At 76.1% G+C, this 22,051-nt stretch carries 19 protein-coding genes and 1 riboswitch; of the genes, 9 read left to right on the top strand and 10 right to left on the bottom strand.

Features of this window, described 5'->3' with window-relative positions; translation table 11 throughout:
- Positions 1–34: 34 nt before the first annotated feature.
- Positions 35–98: riboswitch (cobalamin riboswitch) on the bottom strand.
- A gap of 26 nt (positions 99–124) precedes the next feature.
- The 4 genes from TEK04_RS12570 to TEK04_RS12555 all read right to left on the bottom strand — a co-directional run bounded on the left by TEK04_RS12570 (position 125) and on the right by TEK04_RS12555 (position 5,538).
- Entirely contained in the window at positions 125–1,864 is a 1,740-nt protein-coding gene (locus TEK04_RS12570) for a SpoIIE family protein phosphatase (RefSeq protein ID WP_336404686.1), read from the bottom strand.
- Positions 1,865–1,951: 87 nt separating this feature from the next.
- Positions 1,952–3,607, bottom strand: a complete 1,656-nt coding sequence (locus tag TEK04_RS12565; protein WP_336404685.1) for a class I adenylate-forming enzyme family protein — start codon at positions 3,605–3,607, stop codon at positions 1,952–1,954.
- Entirely contained in the window at positions 3,604–4,572 is a 969-nt protein-coding gene (locus tag TEK04_RS12560; protein ID WP_336404684.1) for a cyclase family protein, read from the bottom strand. The genes TEK04_RS12565 and TEK04_RS12560 overlap by 4 nt, the downstream gene beginning before the upstream one ends.
- 69 nt (positions 4,573–4,641) lie before the next feature.
- On the bottom strand, positions 4,642–5,538 hold the full coding sequence (locus tag TEK04_RS12555; RefSeq protein ID WP_336404682.1) for a TetR-type transcription factor C-terminal domain-containing protein: 897 nt from the start codon (positions 5,536–5,538) through the stop codon (positions 4,642–4,644).
- 88 nt (positions 5,539–5,626) lie between these two features.
- On the opposite strand from TEK04_RS12555, the gene TEK04_RS12550 reads away from it, so the two are divergent.
- Positions 5,627–6,862, top strand: a complete 1,236-nt coding sequence (locus TEK04_RS12550) for an acyl-CoA dehydrogenase family protein (protein WP_336404681.1) — start codon at positions 5,627–5,629, stop codon at positions 6,860–6,862.
- Positions 6,863–7,069: 207 nt separating this feature from the next.
- Entirely contained in the window at positions 7,070–7,999 is a 930-nt protein-coding gene (locus TEK04_RS12545; RefSeq protein ID WP_336404680.1) for an NAD(P)/FAD-dependent oxidoreductase, read from the top strand.
- Positions 8,000–8,178: 179 nt separating this feature from the next.
- Here the strand turns inward: TEK04_RS12545 and TEK04_RS12540 are convergent, their stop codons facing one another.
- Entirely contained in the window at positions 8,179–9,012 is an 834-nt protein-coding gene (locus TEK04_RS12540) for a putative protein N(5)-glutamine methyltransferase (RefSeq protein WP_336404679.1), read from the bottom strand.
- Positions 9,009–10,379 (bottom strand): DUF2254 domain-containing protein, encoded by a 1,371-nt coding sequence (locus tag TEK04_RS12535; protein WP_336404678.1) that lies wholly within the window; start codon positions 10,377–10,379, stop codon positions 9,009–9,011. Before TEK04_RS12535 ends, TEK04_RS12540 begins: the two co-directional genes overlap by 4 nt.
- 55 nt (positions 10,380–10,434) lie before the next feature.
- On the opposite strand from TEK04_RS12535, the gene TEK04_RS12530 reads away from it, so the two are divergent.
- Entirely contained in the window at positions 10,435–12,150 is a 1,716-nt protein-coding gene (locus TEK04_RS12530) for a hypothetical protein (protein ID WP_336404677.1), read from the top strand.
- Here the strand turns inward: TEK04_RS12530 and TEK04_RS12525 are convergent.
- Positions 12,057–12,965 carry a helix-turn-helix domain-containing protein gene (locus tag TEK04_RS12525; protein WP_336404676.1) on the bottom strand — a complete coding sequence of 303 codons (909 nt, stop codon included), beginning with the start codon at positions 12,963–12,965 and terminating at the stop codon, positions 12,057–12,059. The two genes, TEK04_RS12530 and TEK04_RS12525, sit on opposite strands and share 94 nt — an antisense overlap.
- Positions 12,966–13,003: 38 nt before the next feature.
- On the opposite strand from TEK04_RS12525, the gene TEK04_RS12520 reads away from it, so the two are divergent.
- Positions 13,004–13,543, top strand: a complete 540-nt coding sequence (locus tag TEK04_RS12520; protein ID WP_336404675.1) for a maleylpyruvate isomerase family mycothiol-dependent enzyme — start codon at positions 13,004–13,006, stop codon at positions 13,541–13,543.
- Positions 13,544–13,586: 43 nt separating this feature from the next.
- Here the strand turns inward: TEK04_RS12520 and TEK04_RS12515 are convergent, their stop codons facing one another.
- Positions 13,587–13,910, bottom strand: a complete 324-nt coding sequence (locus tag TEK04_RS12515; RefSeq protein WP_336404674.1) for a tetratricopeptide repeat protein — start codon at positions 13,908–13,910, stop codon at positions 13,587–13,589.
- Positions 13,911–13,990: 80 nt separating this feature from the next.
- Here TEK04_RS12515 and TEK04_RS12510 point away from each other — a divergent pair, with 80 nt between their 5' ends.
- Genes TEK04_RS12510 through TEK04_RS12495 form a run of 4 tightly spaced genes read left to right on the top strand, consistent with a single transcriptional unit; the run spans position 13,991 to position 18,652 of the window.
- The gene (locus TEK04_RS12510) at positions 13,991–15,217 is read left to right on the top strand and encodes an MFS transporter (protein WP_336404673.1); all 1,227 of its coding nucleotides are present in this window, start codon (positions 13,991–13,993) and stop codon (positions 15,215–15,217) included.
- 26 nt (positions 15,218–15,243) lie between these two features.
- Positions 15,244–16,395: a precorrin-3B synthase gene (cobG, locus tag TEK04_RS12505; RefSeq protein ID WP_336404672.1), complete on the top strand. Its 1,152-nt coding sequence runs from the start codon at positions 15,244–15,246 to the stop codon at positions 16,393–16,395.
- Entirely contained in the window at positions 16,392–17,015 is a 624-nt protein-coding gene (locus TEK04_RS12500; protein WP_336404671.1) for a precorrin-8X methylmutase, read from the top strand. Before cobG ends, TEK04_RS12500 begins: the two co-directional genes overlap by 4 nt.
- Positions 17,012–18,652, top strand: coding sequence for a precorrin-2 C(20)-methyltransferase (locus TEK04_RS12495; protein ID WP_336404670.1), 1,641 nt, complete (start codon positions 17,012–17,014; stop codon positions 18,650–18,652). The genes TEK04_RS12500 and TEK04_RS12495 overlap by 4 nt, the downstream gene beginning before the upstream one ends.
- Before the next feature lie 4 nt (positions 18,653–18,656).
- On the opposite strand, the gene TEK04_RS12490 is transcribed toward TEK04_RS12495, so the two are convergent.
- The gene (locus TEK04_RS12490; protein WP_336404669.1) at positions 18,657–20,045 is read right to left on the bottom strand and encodes a short-chain fatty acid transporter; all 1,389 of its coding nucleotides are present in this window, start codon (positions 20,043–20,045) and stop codon (positions 18,657–18,659) included.
- A 134-nt stretch (positions 20,046–20,179) separates the two neighbouring features.
- Between TEK04_RS12490 and TEK04_RS12485 the strand changes: the two genes are divergently transcribed.
- Positions 20,180–21,376, top strand: coding sequence for an MFS transporter (locus TEK04_RS12485; RefSeq protein ID WP_336404668.1), 1,197 nt, complete (start codon positions 20,180–20,182; stop codon positions 21,374–21,376).
- On the opposite strand, the gene TEK04_RS12480 is transcribed toward TEK04_RS12485, so the two are convergent.
- On the bottom strand, positions 21,363–21,971 hold the full coding sequence (locus TEK04_RS12480) for a PilZ domain-containing protein (protein ID WP_336404667.1): 609 nt from the start codon (positions 21,969–21,971) through the stop codon (positions 21,363–21,365). The two genes, TEK04_RS12485 and TEK04_RS12480, sit on opposite strands and share 14 nt — an antisense overlap.
- Positions 21,972–22,051 lie beyond the last annotated feature (80 nt).

The following is a 22,051-nucleotide window of genomic DNA, read 5'->3' as shown; positions in this document are numbered from 1 at the left end:
GTCCGCGCCCGGAGTTCGTGGGGCACGGCAGCCGCAGTGTCTGGCTCCCCCGAGGGGTCACAGTGGCGGGACCGCACCGGTGTCGCACCGGTTTCCTGCGCACTGCCGTGGTTGTGCGCCGACGCTACCCGGCCGTCCCCGGCAGCTCCGGGACGGCGACCGGACCGGCCGCACGTGGGCGAGGCACCTGCTGCGGGTGGGCCCGCAGGGCGACCAGGGCGACGTCGTCGTCGGGGTGGCGGGGCACCGTGGCCAGCACCCGGTCGCACAGCTCGTCCAGGCCGACCCCGGCACGCACCAGGCGCTGCACCGTCTGCGCCAGCCGGGCGGTGCCGGCGTCCAGGTCGCTGCCCCGGCGCTCGACCAGCCCGTCGGTGTAGAGCAGCAGCGTGCTGCCCGGCAGCAGGACGACGGTGTGGTCCCGGCGCGGCCGCGTGGGGTCGACGCCCAGCAGGAGGTCGTGCCCGGTCAGCGGTGCCGACCCGCCGTCGACGTCGACCAGCAACGGCGGCGGGTGGCCGGCGTTGGACCAGCGCAGCACCCGCCCGCCGTCCTCGGACTGCTCGACCCGGGCCACCAGCACCGTGGCCAGGGTGCCGACGTCCAGCCCCTGCACCGCCCGGTCCAGGGTGGCGAGCACCTGCGCGGGGGTGCCGCCGGAGGACCAGGTGATGCCGCGCAGCAGGTTGCGCAGCTGGGCCATGGCGGCGGCGGCCTCCCGGTCGTGCCCGGTGACGTCGCCGATGACCAGGTGGGTGGCGCCGTCGGGGCCGAGGAAGGCGTCGTACCAGTCGCCGCCGACCTGCGCCTCGGCCGCGGCCGGGACGTAGCGGGGCACGACCTGCAGGTGGTCGGAGCGGGGCGGGGCGGTGAGCAGCGAGCGCTGCAGCGTCTCGGCCAGCCGGGCCACCGCCCGGGCGGCGGAGGCCGCGGCCTCGGTGGAGGAGATGCGGCTGAGGGTCTGCGCGGTGAGCGCCCCCAGCGCACCCACGAACTCGCGGTCGGCGGGGCGCCAGTGCCGGTCCACCCGGTGGCCCAGGGCCAGCGAGCCGATCACCCGGTGCGCCGACCGCAGCGGGACCGAGCAGCCCGACCGCACGCCGGAGCTGCGCCACAGGCCGACCCCGCCGGGGAACGCGGCGGCGGCGGCCTCCAGGTCGGGGAGGAAGTGGGCCCGGCCGCGCACCGCGGAGTCCACCATCGGCAGCGGGAAGTCCGCGGGCAGCCGGCGCACCCGGTCCACCGTCCGCGAGTCCAGCGGCGCGTCGACCACGGTGGTGACGCCCGACCCGTCCTCCTCGGTCAGGCACAGGATGACCCCGGTCGTCCCCAGCGTCGCGGCGGCGTGCCGGGTCACCACCGCCACCGCGGCGCCCACGGTCTCCACCCCGCCCAGCTCCTCGGCCACCGTCACCAGGCCGGCCATCCGCTGGGCGTCGGCGAACTGCTGCTGGACGGCCTCCCGGGCGTCGGTGACGTCGGCGTTGGTGCCCACCATGCGCACCGGCACGCCGTCGCCGTCGTGCAGCACGCGACCCAGGGCGGACACCCACCGCACCCCGCCGTCGGGGTGCACCACCCGGAACTCGACGTCGAGCAGGTCGCCGTCCACGATCGCCTCGTCCAGGGCCTCCTGGACCACCGGGCGGTCGTCGGGGTGGATGCCGAGGTCGATGTCGGCCACGGTGCCGGTCAGCGGCTGCCCGGTCAGCCCGTAGATCGCGATGCTGCGGGCGTCCCAGACCAGCGCGTCGGTCCGCAGGTCCCAGTCCCACAGCCCGAGCCCGGCGGCGGCGGTGGCCACGGCGAGCCGGGCCAGGAGCACGTCCCGGTCCCCGGCGCCCTCACCACGCGTCGTGGCCACGGAGGCAGTATGCGGTACCGGAGCGGCTGGAACGATCCCCCGGACGCCCGCGCGGTGGCCGGTCGGCCGGCCACCGGCGCGGGTCCCTCATGCGCGGGCGCGCAGCTCGCGGCGGAGGATCTTGCCGGTCGTCGTCTTGGGCAGCTCGTCGACCACCTCCACGAACCGCGGGTACTTGTAGGCCGCCATGCGCTCCTTGGCCCACGCGATGACCTCGTCGGGGTCGACCGTCGCACCCGGCTTGGCCGACACGTAGGCCTTCACCGTCTCCCCGCGCACCTCGTCGGGGATGCCCACCACGGCGACCTCGCGGACGGCGGGGTGGCCGTAGAGCACGTCCTCGACCTCACGCGGCCACACCTTGTAGCCGGCCGCGTTGATCATGTCCTTCTTGCGGTCGACCAGGAAGAACCAGCCGTCGGCGTCCATGAACCCGACGTCGCCGGTGCGCAGCTCACCGCCCGGGATCGACTCGGCGGTGGCGTCGGGCCGCTCCCAGTAGCCGGGCACCACCTGCGGGCCCGAGGTGGCGAATTCCCCCACCTCGCCGACCGGCACCTCCTCGCCGTCCTCGCCGAGCACCCGGACGACGGTGTCGTACACCGGCACCCCGACGCTCAGCGCGCCCGAGTTCTCGTCCACCGGCGCCTTCACACCCATCGGCACGCCGTGCGACGGGCTGTTGGTCTCGGTCAGCCCGTAGATGTTGTGCACGTAGACGCCGAGCTTCTCCTCCAGCTGGTCGGTGACCGCCGGCGCGATCGGGGCCCCGCCGGAGTACACCGTCCGCAACGAGGAGAAGTCCTCCCGGGTGGCGCCCGCGGCGTTCCCCAGGGCGATGAACACCGCGATCGCGCCGACCGTGAACGTCGGCCGGTGCTCCCGGATCGCCTCCAGGACGACGTCGGGGTGGAACCGGTGCGCGATGACCAGCGGGCAGCCGACCAGCATCGCGATCGCGACGTGCCCGATCAGCCCGGTGATGTGGAACAGCGGGGCCACGCCCAGCACCACGTCGTCGGGGCCCAGCCGCATCCACTCGCGGTAGGTGCAGGCGTTGAACGTCATCGTCGAGTGCGTGTTCATCGCACCCTTGGGCCGCCCGGTCGTCCCCGACGTGTAGGTGAGCACGCCGATGTCGTCGCCGGACAGCTGCACCGGCGGGGGCTGCTGCCCGGCGAACCGGGTCTGCAGCTCGCCGAGGTCGACCGTCCCCCCGGGCGTGCGCTTCGTCGTCCCCTCGAACAGCCGGGGATCGGCTCGGGTCTGGTGGTCCAGCCCCGAGCAGGTCACGACGGTGCGCACCGACGTCTCGGGCAGGACGTCGCGGGCGACCGCGTCGTACAGCTCGTCGAGGCACAGCAGCGCCGTGGCCCCCGAGTCGGTGAGCAGGTAGGTGAGCTCGGCCGCCTTGTTCATCGGGTTGAGCGCCACCGCCGCCCCGCCGGCCTTCCACGCACCCAGCAGCCCGATGACGAAGGCCGGGTCGTTCTGCACGTACAGGCCCATGCGGTCGCCCTGGCCGAAGCCGCCCTCCAGCAGGCCGAGGGCCAGGGCGTCGGAGGCGGCGTCGAGGTCGGCGTAGGTCAGCGTGCCGTCGAAGTAGCGGATCGCCACCGCGTCGGGGGTCGCGTCGGCCGTCGCCCGGAACACCGCCAGCAGGGTGTCGTGCTCGGGGGTGATGGAGGCGGGCTGGCCCTCGCCGTAGCGGGCCAGCCACGGCTTGTCGGCGTAGACGCTCACTTGATCGCCAGCGGGTTCACCGGCGACCCCGAACCCAGGTGCACCTTCAGCGGGGCGGCGGCGTAGAGGAAGGTGTACTGGCCGTCGGCCGCGCAGCTGTCGGCCAGCGTCTCGAGGTCGGCGATCTCGGTGAGGGTGACCCCCAGGTTGCGCATGAGCGCGTTGTGCAGCGGCAGCGCGGTGCCGTTGTTGGGGTCGAAGGTCACCTCGTTGGCGATGGTGTCGGTGACCAGGTTGGGGATCTCCATGTCCTGGAACCACTGCACCAGCTCGGGGCTGTAGACCAGGCCCGGCTCGCAGAAGCCCTCGTAGAACGCCTCGCCCTGCTCGTGGAACAGCTGCAGGAAGTTGGTGCGGATGACCAGGACGTCACGCTTCTCGATGGTCACGCCCTGGGCCGCGGCGCACGCCTCGAGGTCGGAGTGGGTGAAGGTCTCGGCCTTGTCGAGGGTGGCCTTCCCGCGGAAGCGGGCCATGTCCAGCAGGATGCCGCGGCCGACCACGCCCTTCTGCGCGATCGGCTCGACGCTGGCCTTCTGCAGCCCGCCGACGGTGGTGCGGGCGTCGTAGCCGTTCCAGATCTTGCCGCCGTACCAGACGTGGCCCAGCGCGTCGTACTGCGTGGAGCCCTGCAGGAATGCGTTGATCTTGTCGTCGGCGTAGTGCAGGCCGCCGGGGAAGGCGGGCGCGCCCTCGCCGTCCCAGGTCGACTCGTCGAGGATCTGCGTGCGCTCGGCCGGGGTGCGCCCGGGCCACACCGGGTCGCCCTTCGGGTCGCCGATGAGCCGCTGGAGGGTGTGCACCTCGCCCTTCTTCACGTGGGCGATGCCGCGCAGCACCTCCTCGGCGGTGAGGTAGTTCAAGGCGCCGACCTCGTCGTCGGGGCCCCACTTGCCCCAGTTCGTGGGGCTGTCGGCGAGCAGGTCGGTGAGGTCGGGGGCCGCGGGCTTCTCGGTGCTGGTCACGGGGTCTCCTCGTCGAGACGGCGACCGGACGGTCGTCCGGTCCAGGCCTGGCGTGCAGCATGATGCAGGTCACAGGCGAGAGGGGTCAAGGCGGTCGACGGCGTCCTGCAACGGTGCCCGCCCGAGCAGCGCGAGGGCGTACCCGACGTACTGCGCGGCGAGCTGCTCGGGCGCCAGCGGACCGGCCGGGCGGTACCACTGCGGGATGGCGGTGCACAGCGTGACGACCGCTCGGGCCGCCGTCCCGGGGTCGGCGACGGCGAGCTGGCCGGCGCGCACGGCCGCCTCGACCTCCTCGTCGACGGCCTGCTGCTGGGCACGCCGCACCGCCGCGACCCGGAGGTAGTCCTCCGGGCGCAGGCTGCGCATCTCGCTCGCCCCCAGGAACGCCGTCCCACGGCGATGGCTGTGGAACAGCGCCAGGCACTCGACCAGCGTCCCCACCCGGGCGACGGGGTCGCCCCCCTCCGCCCGGGCGGCGCGCATGCGGGCGTCGAGGTCGACCATCGTGCGGTCGAGCAGGGCGACGAGCATGTCGTACTTGCTCTCGTAGTAGTGGTAGAGACCGGAGACCGAGAGCCCGGCGTGCGCCGCGATGGTGCGGATGGTGGAGCCGTGGTACCCCACCTCGACGAAGGCGGCCAGCGCCGCGGTCAGGGCCGGGTCCAGCTGCAGCGGGCCGTAGCTGCGCCAGTCGTCGAGCACCGGCGCCGGGGGCGCGGCCACGGTCCCGACCAGGACGCCGGGGCCCGGCCCGCCCCGGCCGTCGGGGTCGAAGACCCGGGCCACCGGCACCCCCAGCAGGTCGGCGATCGCGGCCACCCGGACGGCGCTCACCCCCGTGTGGCCGTTCTCGACCGCGCTCAGCGTCGCCGGGCTCACCCCCAGCCCGGCCGCCAGCGCACGCAGGCTGACCCCGCGCGCGGTGCGCAGCCGCCGGATCGACGTGCCGATGTCCGAGGTCATCCCACCCGCTCCTCCCGCCGTCCGTGTCGGCGGGCGCTGCTAGCGTGCCGCCACCGTGCACCGGCGCACGTGTTCAGGAAGGCTGATCATGACGCACTCGCTGACCGCTCCGTCACCCCGTGCGCTCGACCTGCACGCCCGCATGGTCGAGTTCCTCCGCGAGGAGGTGCTGCCCGCCGAGGCCGAGTACGAGCGCGACCGCCGGGCGGCCGGGCCCGACGGCCACGAGCCCCCCGCCGTCCTCGAGCGGCTCAAGGCCACCGCGCGCGAGCGGGGTCTGTGGAACCTGTTCCTGCCCAGCGAGTCCGGCCTCACCCAGCTCGAGTACGCGCCCATCGCCGAGCTGTCGGGCTGGAGCCTGGACCTCGCCCCCGAGGCGATCAACTGCGCCGCCCCCGACACCGGCAACATGGAGCTGCTGCACCTGCTGGGCACCCCGGCGCAGCAGCAGCAGTGGCTCGAGCCGCTGCTGGCCGGTGAGATCCGCTCGGCCTTCGCGATGACCGAGCCGGCCGTGGCCAGCAGCGACGCCACCAACATCGAGACCCGCATCGAGCGCGACGGCGACTCCTACGTCATCAACGGCCGCAAGTGGTGGACCTCGGGCGTGCTCGACCCGCGCTGCGCCGTCCTGGTGGTGATGGGCAAGACCGACCCCACGGCGCACAAGCACCGCCAGCAGTCGATGCTGGCCGTTCCGCGGGACACCCCCGGCATCACCGTCGAGCGCGACCTGCCGGTCTTCGGCCAGCACGACCAGCACGGCCACGGCGTGGTGCGCTTCGACGACGTGCGCGTGCCGCTGTCGGCGGTCATCGGCGAGGAGGGCGGCGGGTTCGCCGCGGCCCAGGCCCGGCTCGGGCCCGGCCGCATCCACCACTGCATGCGCGCCCTCGGTGCCGCCGAGCGGGCCCTGGCGATGATGGTCGCCCGGGTGACCGAGCGGGTCGCCTTCGGCCGGCCACTGGCCGAGCAGGGCGTGGTGCAGCAGCAGATCGCCGAGTCGCGCATCGACGTCGACCAGGCCCGGCTGGTCTGCCACCAGGCCTGCCAGGTGATCGACACCGAGGGCAACAAGGCGGCCAAGGACCTCATCGCCATCGCCAAGGTCGCCGTCCCGCGGGCAGCCGGGCGGGTGATCGACCGGGCCATTCAGGTGCACGGCGGTGCCGGGGTCACCGACGTCACCCCGTTGGCCGCGATGGCCGGCTGGCACCGGGCGATGCGGCTGTTCGACGGGCCCGACGAGGTGCACCTGCGCTCGTTGGCCATGTCCGAGCTGGGCCGCGCACCCGTCGTCCCGGTCCCGCCCGTCACCGTCTGAGCCGGGAGCCCGCCGCTCACCGCCCGCCGCCGCTCACCTCTAGCGCCGCCGCCTGGGTCAACCCCCGTCGGCGCCCCTTCCCTCCCTGCCACGGCGCGGCGGAGGGGGCGGCGGCAGGGGTTGACCCGGTGGGCGGCACCGGTACGGATTTGCCGAAGCGGCACGGTTCGTTGCGGCACCGGCTGGCCACGCCGCACCGTCGTCGGCATGGACGCAGACGTGGTGGTCATCGGTGGTGGACCGGCGGGGCTCAGCGGCGCGAAGGCGCTGGCCCGGTCGTTGCGGTCGGTCGTGGTGGTCGACGACGACCGGCCGCGCAACGCCCCGGCCGACGGGGCGCACAACGTGCTGGGCCACGAGGGCATCGCGCCCCGTGAGCTGCTCGCGCTCGGCCGGCGCGAGCTCGAGGGCTACGGCGGGCGGGTGCTGGCCGGCGAGGTGGTGGACGCCCGACCGGTCGAGGGCGGTTTCGAGGTGCAGCTGGCCGACGGCGGCACCCTGACCGCCCGCCGGCTGCTGCTGGCCGGCGGCGGGGTCGACGAGCTGCCCGACGTCGCCGGGCTGGCGGAGCGGTGGGGCCGCGACGTGCTGCACTGCCCCTACTGCCACGGCTACGAGGTGCGTGGCCGGGCGATCGGGGTGCTGGCCACCAGCCCGATGTCGGCGCACCAGGCGCTGATGTTCTCCCAGCTGAGCCCGGACGTCGTGCTGTTCGCGCACGGGGTGGGGCTCTCGGCCGAGGACCGGGCGACGCTGACCGCCCGGGGGGTGCGCGTGGTCGAGGGCACCGTCGCCGCGGTCGAGGTCACCGACGACCGGCTCTCGGGCGTGCGGCTGGCCGACGGCGAGGTGGTGCCGCGCGACGCCGTGGTCGTCGCCTCGTTCGTGCGGGCCCGCACCGACCACCTGGCCGGTCTCGGGCTGCAGGTGGAGGACCTGCGGATGGGCGACCTGGTGCTCGGCACGAAGATCGCCGCGGACGGCGGTGGCCGCACGTCGGTGCCCGGCGTGTGGGTGGCCGGCAACGCGGTCGAGCCGATGGCCCAGGTCGTGGGCGCGATGACGGCGGGCCTGCTGGCCGGCGCGCAGATCAACATGGACCTCATCACCGAGGACGCCGCCCGGGTCGCCGCCTGAGCCGCCCGCACCGCCCGCACCGCCCGCGCCGCCTGAGCCGCCCGCACCGCCCGCACCGCCCGCGCCGCCCGCACTGCCCGCGCCGCTCGCACCGCCGTCGATCACGGACCTGGGGACGCCGCGCCGCGGTGTGTCCCGCACGCAGGTCCGTGATCGTCGGAGGGGGACGGGCGCCCGGGTCAGGCGGGGCGGGTGCCGACGACGACCGTCGCGCCGCGGTCGTCGTCGGTGACCACGCGGGCGACCAGGCCGCCGGCGGCGACCGCGGCGAGCGTGCCGGCGGCCTGCACCCGGCTGGTCTCCAGCAGCACCGAGCCCCCGGGGGCCAGCCACTCCCCCGCCCCGGCGGCGACCCGCCGGTGCAGGTCCAGGCCGTCGCGGCCGCCGTCGAGGGCGGCCACCGGTTCGTGGTCGCGGGCCTCGGGGGGCAGGCCGGCGACGTCGTCGGTGGGCACGTAGGGGGCGTTGACGCAGAGCAGGTCGACCCGGCCCCGCAGCTGGGCCGGCAACGGCCCGTACAGGTCGCCGACCACGGCGGTCACCCCGTTGCGCCGGGCGCAGGCGACGGCGACCGGGTCGACGTCCGCGGCGACCAGGTGGACGTCCTCCAGCCCGTCGAGCCCCGTCCCGACGTCCCCCGTCCCGTTGTCCCCCGTCCCGACGTCGCCCGTCCCGACGTCCCCCGTCCCGTCGCGTCCGAGCCCGTCGGCCACCGCGAGGCCGACCGCGCCGGACCCGCAGCACAGATCCACCACGACCCGCCCGCCCAGCGCCACCGCCTGCTCCACCAGCAGCGCGGTGCGCTGGCGCGGCACGAAGACACCGGGGTCCAGCAGCACGCGCCGACCGCAGAAGGCCACCCAACCCAGCACCTGCTCCAGCGGCTCACCGGCGACCCGGCGGGCGACCAGGTCGGCGAGGGGCCGGCCGTCGGCGAGCAGCAGGGCGGCCTCGTCCTCGGCGAAGACGCAGCCGGCGGCCCGCAGCGCCGCGACGAGGTCGGCCGGGCTCACCCCGGGAGCGTCCGCTGGCGCGCCGCCGCCCGGTCGGGCCACGACCGCGGCCAGCGACCGGCGAGGGCGTCCTCGACGTCGGACCGCCAGTCGCGCACCTCGGCGGGGTCCAGGTCGGCGGTGCGGCCCGCCGTGGCGGCCAACCGCGCGGTCCAGTCGCGGACCACGTCGTCCAGCCGCCCGCGCGGGGCCCGCCAGGCCAGCTCGCGCAGCACCCCCGCGATGCGGCGCAGCACCGCGGGCGACCCCTCGGCGTACTGCAGCGGTTCCTCCAGGCCCAGGCGCACCAGGGACTCGAGGGTGCGCTGCGGGACGACGAACCGGGTCGCGCCGTCCTCGTCGCGGGTGACGGCCGGCCCCAGCGGGCGGTGCGCGACGTCGCCGAGCAGCGCCGAGATGTGGCTGAGCGCGTGCACGGCGGTGGTCGGGTCGTTCACCCCCGGGCTCAGGGCGCGACCGGCGATGTCGACGACCTTGCGCAGGCTGTAGCCGACGTCCCGGGCCGGGGAGCGCTCGTGCTCCAGGTGCAGGCCTGCCTCCAGGGCCTGCTCCAGCGGTGCGAGGTCGGCGCCCGGGGCCGCCCACACGTGCGCCACCGGGACCCGGGCGAGCACCGGGTCGCCGATGCACGGGTCGAGCAGCACCACCGCGCCGACCTCCCGCGCGGCGCGGGCCACGGCCCGGTCGTCGACGTCCACCAGGAACCCGCTGCCCCCGACGGTGAGCAGCACCGCCTCCCCGTCCGGGAGGCGGGGCGCCGCGGCGTCGGGGTCGGCGCCCAGCTCGTCGTCGAAGGTCCGCGTGGCCTCGTCGTGGACGTCGCGGATGATCGTCTCGACCCGCAGCGCGTTCGTGATGTGGCCGAGGAAGAGCAGCAGCCCCACCACCGCGCCCAGCGTCAGCACGTAGGCCACCGTGATCGACAGCCGCGGCACGAAGGGCTGCGACGTGAGGCCGGCGCTCTCGGTGCGCACCGTGCGCAGCACCGTCAGCGCGTAGACGAACGTCAGCACCAGCTGGCCGAGGGTGAACTGCACGACCCGGTCGGTGACGAACGTCTGCAGCACCCGCGGCGAGTACTGGCTGCTGCTCAGCTGCATCGCCACGACGGTCAGCGAGAACACCAGGCCGGTGACCGAGATCAACGACCCGGCGATGGCGGCCAGGACGTCGCGGGCCGCCGACGGCCCACCGCCGAACACGAAGGTGAGCGGGCTCTGGCCGTCGCCGGCCTCGAGGGCCCCGTCGAGGGCGGGCAGCGCGATGCCCAGCCCGATGGCCACCACCACGCCGATCACGGGGACCGGCCACAGCGACCCCCGGACGGCGCGGACGAGGGCACGGGGCCAGGACGTCGGTCGTTCCACGACGTCACGGTGCCACGACCGGCGGCCGACCGCGCCGAGGAGGTTGACTGTGCCGGTGGCCGACGAGCGCGGGGAGCAGCCGACCGGCAGGCTGCCCTCCGCGCACCTCCCCACCGCCTACCTGCTGACCGGTGGTGACGCCGCGGCCCGCGACCTGCTGGTGCGGGGCGAGCTGCGCGGCGGCGGCCTGCCCGGCCTGGTGCGGGCGCACCTGGGCCGCCGGCTCGTCCGCGAGGCGGTGCTGGCCGGGACGTCGGGCGACCCGTGGTGGCTCTCCCCCGCCGACGTCGCCGCCGCGCGCGAGCTCGCGCGTGCCCTGGACCGGCTGACCCGGGCGGAGCGCACCGCCGTGGTGCTGCGCTGGTTCGAGGGCCTGGACGACGCCGCGGTCGCCGAGCTGGTGCCCGGGGCGGCCACCGGGGGTCTGCCCGACCGGCTCGGCGTCCCGGCCACCGAGCTGCCGGCCCGGCTGGAGGGCCTGGCCGCCCTGGCCGGCCAGCGCGACCTGACCGCCGACGAGCTCGCCGCGGAGGTCAGGGGCGCGCGCCGGCGCCGCTGGTCGCGGGGGTTGCTCGCGGCGGGCGCGGTCGCCGTCCTCGGCGCGGCGGCTGCCTGGCTGCCCGGCGCCCTGCCGGCCGGCACCCCGCCGGCCGCCCGGGCCACCACCGCCGACGGGGTGGCCGGCCCGTCGGCCGGTCCGGCCCGGGGGTCGCTCGTGGACGACGACGCCCTCGTCGCGGCGCTGCGGGCCCGGCTGGACCCGGGACCCGACGAGGGCCGCCTCGTCTACGCCGGCGACGCCGCCGGAGGGCGGTGGGTGCTGTTCGTGCAGACCACCACGGGTGGCCTGGTCAGCTCGTGGTTCACCGGGCCGGCCGGCGCCGACACCGCCGACCTGGTGCTGTCCGGGGCCAGCTGGGTGTCCGGCCCCGGCCCGGCCGCCTGGTCGATGGCCGTGGGCACCCCGCGGTCGACCACCCTGCTGGTGGTGACCCAGCCCGGCGACCGGGTGGAGGTCACGCCCGGGTTCGTGGTGGCCGCCGACGGGTCGGCCGCCCGGTCCTTCAGCGGCGTCGACACCCAGGATGGGGTCGCGGCCGTCGAGCTGCCCGGCGCGGTGGGCCCGCCGGCGCTGGCCTACCGGGTGGTGCGCGAGGACGCGGTGGTGGCCGAGGAGACGCCGACCAGCTACCTGTCCGACACCTCCTGGACGGCCCCGCCCGGGACCGACCCCGGCGCCGCCCGGTCCGGCCCGGGCCCGGTCGACCGCACCGCCTACGACGCGGCGCTCGACCAGGTCGCCACGCCCACCGGTGCGGACCCCGCCGCCCTCCCGGTCACCGTGCTGGGCGCGGGTCGCTTCCCGGCCCCGGGCGGGCTCACCGCGTCGGCGGTGACGGTGGCCGTCACGTTCCCCAGCGGCGCCGTGGTCACCTCGACGGCCTGGACGGCGACCGGGACCGGCGGTGGCCGCATCGCCACGTGCGGGGTGGAGAGCCACCCGGCCGGCACCGACCTGGCCACGCTCACGGTGGTCACCCGGTGCGCCGGGTACGCGACGGACTCCTCGACGTTCGGGGCCACCACGGTCGTCGTGGCCCCGGCCGGCACCGAGGTGCGACTGAGCGACGACGCGGGGGCGGACGTGCAGACCCCCGCGCTGGAGGCCGGGTGGGCCTACGTCGTGGACGGCGCCGACGACATCACCGTCTTCGAGGCCGACGGCGTGCCGGGGGTCGTCTCGCGGGCGGGTGCGGGCCCGTTCGGCTGAGCGCGGTGCGCGGCGGCGAAGCGGCCCGGTGGGGTACCGGTGACCGCCGTCCAGTCGCGGGTGAAGTGCGCCTGGTCGGCGTACCCCAGCAGTGCGGCGGTCTGGGCCATCGCCCCCTCGCCGTGCCGCAGCGCCTCGGCGGCCTCGTGCAGCCGGCGCCGCTGGATCAACCACTTCGGCGTCAGCCCGAGCCGGCGCTGCAGCAGCCGCTGCAGGGCCCGCTCGCCCAGCCCGGTCGCCTCGCACAGCTGGGCCACCCGCAGCAGGTCGGGGCGGCTCTCCACCAGGGCCACCACGCGGTCGACCAGCTCGCCCTCGGCGTCCACCGGCAGCAGCGGCCGCAGCACGTCGGCGAACGCCGTCGTCGCCGCCCGGTGGGCCGCGGCGGAGCACGGGTCGGCGGCCATCGCGGCACGCACCCGCGCGGGCAGGTCGGTGGCGCCCAGCACCTCGGTCAGGTCGACGTGCCGGTCGGTGAAGGTCGACATGTCGACACCCGCCACGAGCGCCCCGGCGGCCGGGGTCAGCATCACCCCGACCGCCCAGCCGTCGCCGGTGAGGGTGGTCGCCGAGAGCCCGGTGACCACGCCGTAGAAGCGGGCGTAGTCGGGCGCCACCACGAGCAGGGCGACCGGGTACTGCAGCACGTGCTGGGTGGACTCCTGCCCCGGCGGCACCGACCAGACCGGGATCCAGAACCGCTGCACCAGCGGCACGAGCTCGGCCGGCGGCGCGTAGCGGTGCATGGTGTGCGAGCGGTCGCCGGGCGCCCGCAGGTGCGCGCGCTCGACGGCGTCGGTGCTGTCGGGTTCCATCAAGACCAGCCTGCCCGACGCGGACCACGGTGGGGACCATGACCGACACCGCGACCTCCTACCGATCCACCGCCGCGGCGCTGTCCGCCGTCCTCGACGCCGTCCCCGCCGACCGCTGGTCCGCGCCCTCCCCCTGCGAGGGGTGGACGGCGGCCGACGTCGTCGCGCACGTCGTGGACACCCAGCGCGAGCTGCTGGCCACGCACGGCGCCGACCTCGGGCCGGCGCCCACCGGCGACCCGGCCGAGGTGTTCCGGGCGCACGCCGACGCGGTGGGTGCGGCGCTGACCGACGAGCTGGTCGGCACGCGCTACGACGGGTTCTTCGGGCCCACGACCGTCGGGGCCACGCTGGAGCAGTTCTACGTGTGGGACATGGTCGTGCACCGCTGGGACGTCGCCCGGGCCACCGGCGGCGACGAGGCGCTCACCGACGCCGAGCTCGACCGGACGGCTGCCGGCGCCGACTCCTTCGGCGACGCCCTGCACATGGACGGCATCTGCGCCCCGGCGCTGCCGGTCGACGCCGACGCCGACCGGCAGACCGCGGTGCTGGCCCGGCTCGGTCGCCGGGCCTGACCCGGGGCGGGCCTGACCCGGGTGGGCCTGAACCGGGCGGGCCTCAGGTGGCCGCGCCCAGGGCGTCGGCCATGCGGTGGTGGGTGGCCGCCTCGTCGGCGCGGTGCTGCCGCTCGAGGGTGCGGGCCAGCGCCCGGCGGGCCCAGCCGTCGGCCGGCGCCAGCTCGACCAGCTCGCCGAAGGCCTGCTCGGCCTTCGCCAGCTGCGCGGACTCGAAGCACGAGCGCCCCAGCAGCTCGAGGACCGCGACGTCGTGCGGGTACGCGGCGACCACCGGGGCCAGGATGGCCACGGCCTCGGCGGGCTGCCCGCTGGTGAGGAAGAGCTCCGCGCGCAGGAACTCGGAGTGCAGGTCGATGGTGGTCATCGTGGCCTCCTCTCAGGCGGCGGGCACAACACGCGCGGGACCGTCGCGCTTCCCGCCCCCTGCACGGCAGGATCCCCCTCGTGACCGCCGTCGTCGAGACCGTCCGCGACCGGGCCCGGCGCCGTGCGGTGCCGGTGCTGGTGGGCAGCCAGGTGCTCGGCGGGGTCGGGGTGGCCAGCGGGATCGCCGTCGGCGGGTTGCTGGCCGAGCAGGTGTCGGGGTCGACCGCGCTGTCGGGCCTGGCGCAGACCGCCACCGTGCTGGGTGCCGCGGGGTTGGCGGTGCCGCTGGCCCGGCTGGCCGCCGCGCGGGGCCGTCGTCCGGCCCTGGCCACCGGCTACGCCCTCGGCCTGCTGGGCGCGGGACTGGTGGTGCTGGCCGCCGTCGTCGGCTCGTTCCTCCTGCTGGTGACCGGGCTGCTGCTGGTCGGCGGCGCCACCGCCTCGGGCCTGCAGGCCCGCTACGCGGCCACCGACGCCGCGACCCCGCAGACCCGCGGCCGGGCGCTGTCGGTGGTCGTGTGGGCCACGACGGCCGGTGCGGTGGCCGGCCCCAACCTCTCCGGCGTCGGCGGGTCGCTCGGCCGCGCCCTCGGCCTGCCCGCGCTGGCCGGCCCGTTCCTGCTGTCCGCGGTGTCCTTCGCCGCGGGGGCGGCGGTCGTGGGGTTGCTGCTGCGCCCGGACCCGCTGCTGGCCGCCGGTGGACCTGTCGCGAGCGGCGCGCGCCCCACCGTCGCCGCCACCCTGCGCACCGTGCTGGCCCTGCCCGCGGCCCGCCTCGGCCTGGTCGCGGTGATGACCGCGCACGCGGTGATGGTCGGGGTCATGGTCATGACCCCGGTGCACCTGGGGCACGGCGGGGCGTCGTTGCAGGTCATCGGTGTGGTGATCAGCGTGCACATCGCCGGCATGTACGCCGCCTCCCCGGTGATGGGCTGGCTGGCCGACCGGGCCGGTCGGGTGCCCACCATCGCCCTCGGCGTGGGGCTGCTGGCCGGGTCGCTGGTGGTCGGCGGGCTGGCCCCGGCCGATGCCCGCGGCTGGGTCACCCTGTCGATGCTGCTGCTGGGGCTGGGCTGGTCGGCGGCCCTGGTGGCCGGGTCGACCTTGCTGTCGGAGTCGGTGCCGGCAGGGGTGCGCACCTCGGCCCAGGGCACGTCGGACCTGGTGATGGGCCTGGCGGGGGCGGCGGCGGGCGCCGTGGCCGGCCCGGTGCTGGCCACCGGCGGCTACCCGTCGGTCGCGGTGGCCGCCGCCGTCCTGCTGGTGCCGGTGGTCATCCTGCTCGGGCGCGGCGCCCGGAGCTGAACCGCGCACGTAACCTCGGGCGGGCCATGACCACCCGCGACCGTGCCGACGCCTGCCCGGGTGCGGTGCAGACCCACCTGGCCGCCGACGGCCGGCTCGCCCGGGTGCGGGTCCCCGGCGGGCTGCTGACCGGCCCGCAGCTGCTGGCGCTGGCCCAGGCCGCGGTCGACCTCGCCGACGGCGCCCTGGAGCTCACCAGCCGCGGCAACCTGCAGCTGCGCGGCCTGGCCGAGGACGCCCCGCCGGAGCTGGCCCGGCGGCTGCACGGTGCCGGGCTGCTGCCCTCGGAGCCGCACGAGACCGCCCGCAACGTCGTCGCCAGCGTGCTGTCGGGCCGCGCGGCCGGCGGACTGGTCGACGCCCGTCCGGTGGTGCGGGCCCTGGACGCCGGGCTGGTCGCCGACGCCGGGCTCGCCGCCCTGCCCGGCCGGTTCCTGGTCACCGTGGACGACGGCCGCGGTGACGTGCACGGCCTGACCGGCGACGTCGGCCTGGTCGCCGTGGACCCCGACGCGCTCGCGCTGACCCTGGCCGGCCACGAGACCGGCCTGCGCGCCGCGCCCGCCGACGCCCACCGCCTGGTGCTCCGGGCCGCGCACGCCTTCCTCGCCGAGCGCGAGGCCCAGCGGAGCCGGGCGTGGCGGGTGACCGAGCTCGACGACGGTCCGGCGCGGGTGGCGTGCCTGGTGGGGGGCTCGGCCACGCCGTCCGCCGTCCCCGCGTCCGATCCCCCGGTGGGCTCGGTCGACCAGGCCGGCGGGCTGGTCGCGCTCGTCGGGCTGGTGCCGCTGGGCCGGCTGACGACGGCGGCGCTCGACGTCCTGGTGCAGGTCACCGCGGCGCTGGGCAGCGAGGTGCAGGTCACGCCGTGGCGCAGCGTCGCCGTCCCCGACCTGCCCGACGAGTACGTCGACGACGTCGCCACCGCACTCCACCACGCGGGCCTGGTGTTCGACGCGGCCAGCCCCTGGGCGCAGGTCACGGCCTGCGCCGGGCTGCCCGGGTGCGCGAAGTCGCGGGCCGACGTCCGCGCCGACGCCGCCCGGGCCGTGGCGACCGGCACGCTGCCGGTCACGGGCCCCCAGCACTGGGCCGGGTGCGAACGCCGTTGCGGGCGCCCGGCAGGATCGACCGACGTCCTCGCCGTCGAGGACGGGTACCGGATCGGAGCAGGGTGAGCTACGAGTACGAGCACGACGGCGCCGAGATCTACCGGCAGTCGTTCGCGACCATCCGCCGCGAGGCCGCGCTGGACCGGCTGCCGGCCGACGTCGCGCAGGTGACGGTGCGGATGATCCACGCCTGCGGGCAGGTGGACCTGGTCGACGACGTCGCCTTCTCCGAGGGCGTGGTGGGCAAGGCCCGCACGGCGCTGGAGCGCGGCGCCCCGGTGCTGTGCGACGCGCAGATGGTGGCCGCCGGCGTCACCCGCAAGCGGCTGCCCGCCTACAACGAAGTGGTCTGCACGCTCAACGACCCGCGGACGCCGGACCTCGCCGCGGCGCTGGGCACCACCCGGACGGCGGCCGCCCTGCAGCTGTGGGGCGACAAGCTCGACGGCGCCGTCGTGGCCATCGGCAACGCCCCGACCGCGCTGTTCCACCTGCTGGAGATGGTCGCCGCCGGTTCCCCCCGCCCGGCCGCCGTCGTCGGCATCCCGGTCGGGTTCATCGGCGCGGTCGAGAGCAAGGAGGCCCTGGCCGCCTCCGACCTGGACTTCCTGGTCGTCCGCGGCCGGCGCGGCGGGTCGGCGATCACCGCCGCCGCGGTCAACGCGCTCGCGAGCACCGCGGAATGACCGGACGCCTCTACGGGGTCGGGCTGGGTCCCGGCGACCCCGAGCTCGTCACGGTCAAGGCGGCCCGGCTGATCGGCGCCGCCGACGTCGTCGCCTTCCACGCCGCCCGGCACGGACGGTCGGTGGCGCGTTCGCTCGCCGAGCCGTACCTGCGCCCGGGACAGGTCGAGGAGCTGCTGGTCTACCCGGTCACCACCGAGACCACCGACCACCCCGGCGGCTACCAGGGCGCCATCGACGAGTTCTACTCCTCGGCCGCCGAGCGCCTGGCCGCGCACCTGGACGCCGGCCGCGACGTCGTCGTCCTCGCCGAGGGCGACCCGTTCTTCTACGGCTCCTACATGCACATGCACAAGCGCCTGGCGCACCGCTACCCCACCGAGGTGGTGCCCGGGGTGACCAGCGTGAGCGGCGCCGCGGCGGTGCTCGGCCGGCCGCTGGTGGAGCGCGACGAGGTGCTCACCGTGCTGCCCGGCACCCTGCCCACCGAGGAGCTGGCCGCCTGGCTGGAGACCGCCGACTCGGCCGCGGTGATGAAGCTGGGCCGCACGTTCCCCGCCGTCCGCGACGCCTTCGCCGTGGCCGGGGTGCTCGACCGGGCCTGGTACGTGGAGCGGGCCACCACCGACCGGGAACGCGTGCTGCCGCTGGCCGACGTCGACCCCGCGACGGTGCCCTACTTCTCCCTGGCGCTGCTGCCGAGCGAGCTGACCGGCCCGGGCAACGACGCCCCCGACCTGGCCGCCGTCCTGCCCGCCGCACCCGCCGCACCCGTCGCCCCCGCCAGCTCACCCGCCGCCCCCGGCGAGGCATGGGAGCCCGTGCACCCGGTCGCGGCCCCGGAAGCGGGTGCAGGGGCTCCCATGCCGGCCCCGGGGAGGCAGGGGGGCGGCGGGTCGGTGACCGTCGTCGGGCTGGGGCCCGGCGCCCGCTGGTGGACGACGCCCGAGACCGCCGCCGCCCTGGCCGAGGCCGACGACCTGGTCGGCTACGGGCCCTACCTCGACCGGGTCGCGAGCAACCCGCGGCAGGTCAAGCACCCCAGCGACAACCGGGTGGAGGCCGAGCGGGCCGCCGCCGCGCTGGCCCTGGCCCGCACCGGCCGGCGCGTGGCCGTCGTCTCCAGCGGCGACCCCGGCGTGTTCGCGATGGCCGCCGCGGTGCTCGAGGTGGCCGCCGCCGACTTCCCCGACGTCCCGGTGCGGGTGCTGCCCGGCATCACCGCCGCGCAGGCCGTCGCCTCCCGCATCGGGGCGCCGCTGGGGCACGACTTCTGCATCCTGTCGCTGTCCGACGTCCTCAAGCCCTTCGACGTCGTGCTCGACCGGCTGCGCCACGCGGCCGCCGCCGACCTGGTCGTCGCGATCTACAACCCGCGCTCCAGGGCCCGCCCGCAGCAGCTGTTCGACGCCCGCGCGGCCCTGCTCGAGGTGCGCTCCCCCGACACGGTGGTGGTGGTGGGCCGCGACGTCGGCGGTCCCGAGGAGTCGGTCACGGTGACCACCCTGGGCCAGTTCGACCCGGGCACCGTCGACATGCGCTGCCTGGTGATGGTCGGCAGCACCCAGACCCGGGTGACGCCGTCCGGCCAGGTCTACACCAGCCGCAGCTACCCCGGCCGAGCGCAGCAGGCGTAGGGGCTCAGGCCGCGAGCCCGAGCAGCAGCAGGGTGGTCGCGAAGACCACCCCGGACGCGATCAGGGTGACCATCGTGTAGCCCAGGATGTCGCGCATCTTGAGCCCGGCGATGGCCAGCACCGGGAGCGCCCAGAACGGCTGGACCATGTTCGTCCACTGGTCGCCGTACGCGATGGCCATGATCGCGACGGAGGGGTCGATGCCCAGCTGCTGCGCCGCGTCGAGGAAGACCGGTCCCTGGACGGCGAACTGGCCGCCCCCCGAGGGCACGAAGAAGTTCACCAACCCCGCGGCCAGGAACGCCAGCACCCCGAACGTGGCCGGCCCGGAGATCCCGACCACCGCGTCGGAGAAGACCGTGATCAGCCCGGAGGCCGACATGATGCCCATGATCCCGGCGTAGAGCGGGAACTGCAGCAGGATCTCCCCGACGTTGGCGGCCGCGTTGCGGACGAGGGCGACCAGCTCGAAGGGGTTGCGCACCAGCAGGAAGATCAGCGCCAGGAACGTCCAGTTGACGATGTCCAGCGTGGCCGTGCCGCCCTGCGCGTAGTGGATGACCAGGTAGGCGACCAGCGCGAGGCCCACCAGCAGGGTGAGGACCCGGCTGCCGTCCACCCGGTCGGCCGGGGTGACGACCTCGTCGTCCAGGTCGACGGCGTCGGTGCCCCGGGCGTCGAACTGCAGCTCGACGACGGCGTCGTCCCGCTTGGGCGCCACCAGCGCCATCGCACCCGCCACCACCACGATGGTGACCGCCGCGGCGGTGAGGTTCCACCAGGTGAAGATGGTCTCGGTGACCGGGACCGTGCGGCCCAGCGGCTCGGCCAGGAAGGACCCCTCGGTGGCCGCCGTCAGCGGGCCGGAGCCGGAGTAGCCCATGTGCCAGATGACGTAGCCGGAGTACCCGGCCGCGACCAGCAGCGGGAAGTGCAGCCGCAGCCCCTTCTCGCGGCCCTGGGCGGCCACCTCCTTGGCCAGCAGCGCACCGACGACCAGCCCCAGCCCCCAGGTGATCAGCGAGGCCAGGGCCGCGACCACGAAGACGAAGACGTAGGCCTGCGCGGTGCTGCGCGGCACCCCGCCCAGCCGCGCGAGCAGCCGGCGGACCGGGCCGGTGTTGGCCAGCGTGTGCCCGAGCAGCAGGATCAGCGCCATCTGGGTCATGAACGCCAGGAGCCCGGAGAGCCCGTCGCCCCAGCCGGTGATCAGCCCGCCGACCCCGACGTCGGTCAGCAGCAGCGCCAGCAGCGCCACGACGAAGGTCAGCACCACCGCGAAGACCAGCGCGCTGGGGATGTACCTCTCGACGACGGAGTTGACCGGGCGCATGAGCCCGGACAGGCCCGAGGAGCGTCGCTCCGGGTCGGCGGTCGGGGACGTCCGGCTCATCGTGGTCTCCTTCGGTCACCCGGGCGGGCGGGACGGACCGTCACACGTTCGCACAGCCCCCGCACAGCGGCTGCCCGGCTCGCAGGCCCGCCGGGTCGGGAACACATCGGGGCCCCCGGGTGCTCGGAGGGGACGTGCACACCTCCTCCCGGCCCGTGGCGTTCTGGTCGGTGGCGGTGCTGCTGGTGCTGGTGCTCGCGGCCTCCGGCGTCCCGTCCCCGCTCTACCGGGTCTACGCCGCCGAGTTCGGCTTCGGCACGGGGACGCTCACCCTCGTCTTCGCCGTGTACGCCTTCGCCCTGCTCGCGGCGCTGCTGACGGTCGGCGCGCTGAGCGACCACGTCGGACGGCGACCGGTGCTGGCGGTGGCCCTGCTGGTCGAGGCCGCCGCGATGGGGCTGTTCGCGGCGGCCGACGGCGTGGCGTGGCTGGTCGTCGCCCGCGTCGTCCAGGGGGTCGCCACCGGCGCGATGACCGGTGCCTTCGGGGCTGCCCTGCTCGACCTGCAGCACCCCGAGCGCCCGCTGGGCCCGCTCATCAACTCGGCCTCGCCCGGGCTCGGGCTGTCGGTGGGCGCGCTGGGGGCCTCGATCGCCGTGCAGGTGCTGACCAGCCCGGGCGCCTGGGTGTTCGGCGTCCTGACCGCCGTGTTCGTGCTCGCCGCGGTCGCGGTGTGGGTCGCGCTGCCCGAGTCCTCGCCCCGGGTGCCGGGGGCGTGGGCGTCGCTGCGGCCCAGCGTGCACGTGCCGCGCACCAGCCGCCGCGCCTTCCTCGTCGTCCTGCCCTGCCTGGCCGCCACCTGGGCGCTGGGCGGGCTCTACGCCTCGCTCGGCCCGTCGCTGGTCGCCGGCGTGTACGGCGTGGAGAACCACGTGGCCGGCGGCCTGCTCATCCTGGCCCTCAACGGCACGGGGATCGTCGGGTCGCTGACCACCCGGGGGCTGACGCCGTCGACCGGCATGGTCACCGGGGCGCTCGTCTTCGTCGCGGGGGTCGCCGGCACGATCACCGCCCTGGCCACCGGGTCGCTGGCCGCGTTCTTCGTGGCCGCGGTGGTGTCGGGATTCGGGTTCGGCGCGGCGTTCCTGGGCGCGATGGCCACCGCCACCCGGGGCGTCGACCCCCGCCAGCGCGCCGGGCTGCTGTCGGCGGTGTTCACCGTCAGCTACCTCGCCTTCAGCCTGCCCGCGATCGGGGCCGGGCTGGCGATCGGCCCGTGGGGGCTCACCACGGTCGCCGAGGTCTACGGGGCGGTCGTGGTCGTGCTGGCGCTGACCGCGGTCGCCGGGCTGGTGCGCGACCGCCGGCCCGCGCGGGTCACAGCAGGCTGAGCCGCCGCTGCTCCCGCAGCGCCGCGAACACCTGGGCACGCAGCAGGTCGGCCATGCTCTCGGGGAGGTCGACGAAGGCCACCGCGACGTCCCAGCCGGTCTCGTCGCCGATCACGGTCTGCAGCGTGCCGGCGGCCGGGAACACCGCCCCGCGCAGCAGCAACCCGATCTCCACCGCCGAGCCCTCGGTCGGCGCCTGGGCCCCCGGTTCGAACCGGCCGCGCAGGCCGGCCTCGCTCAGGTCGGTGGTCCGACCGCGGAACACCGAGCCCGTGGCCGGTTCGGTCATCTGCAGCTTCAGCCGCAGGGGCGCCCGGACGGCGTCGCGCCGGTTGCCCCGCTCCGCGGAACCCGCGGGCAGCAGCTGCCACCGCACACCGGTGCGGACCGGCCAGCGCAGCGCCAGGCGGGCCGGCACGGTGTGCACGCCCCCGGGTGCCGACCAGTACAGCCGCAGCGGTTCGGTCTGCGCCGGCTCGAACGGCAGCTCGACGACGACCGCGCCCCGGTGCAGCTGCACCACGTGGCCGGTGAGGATCTCCGCACCGGCCACGACGTCGACGGGCGCGCCGGTCACCGGCAGCTCCACCGCCACGCTCCACCTCCCTGTGGGGCACGTGTGCGTTCCCCGTCGACCTGGTGATCGGCCGGGCAGGGCCTGCCGAACAGTCCCCG

This window comes from Klenkia sesuvii (assembly GCF_037083825.1).
Taxonomy (GTDB): Bacteria; Actinomycetota; Actinomycetes; order Mycobacteriales; family Geodermatophilaceae; genus Klenkia; species Klenkia sesuvii.
The sequence above is the reverse complement of the archived record's forward strand: the minus strand, read 5'-3'. Positions and strand labels throughout refer to the sequence as shown.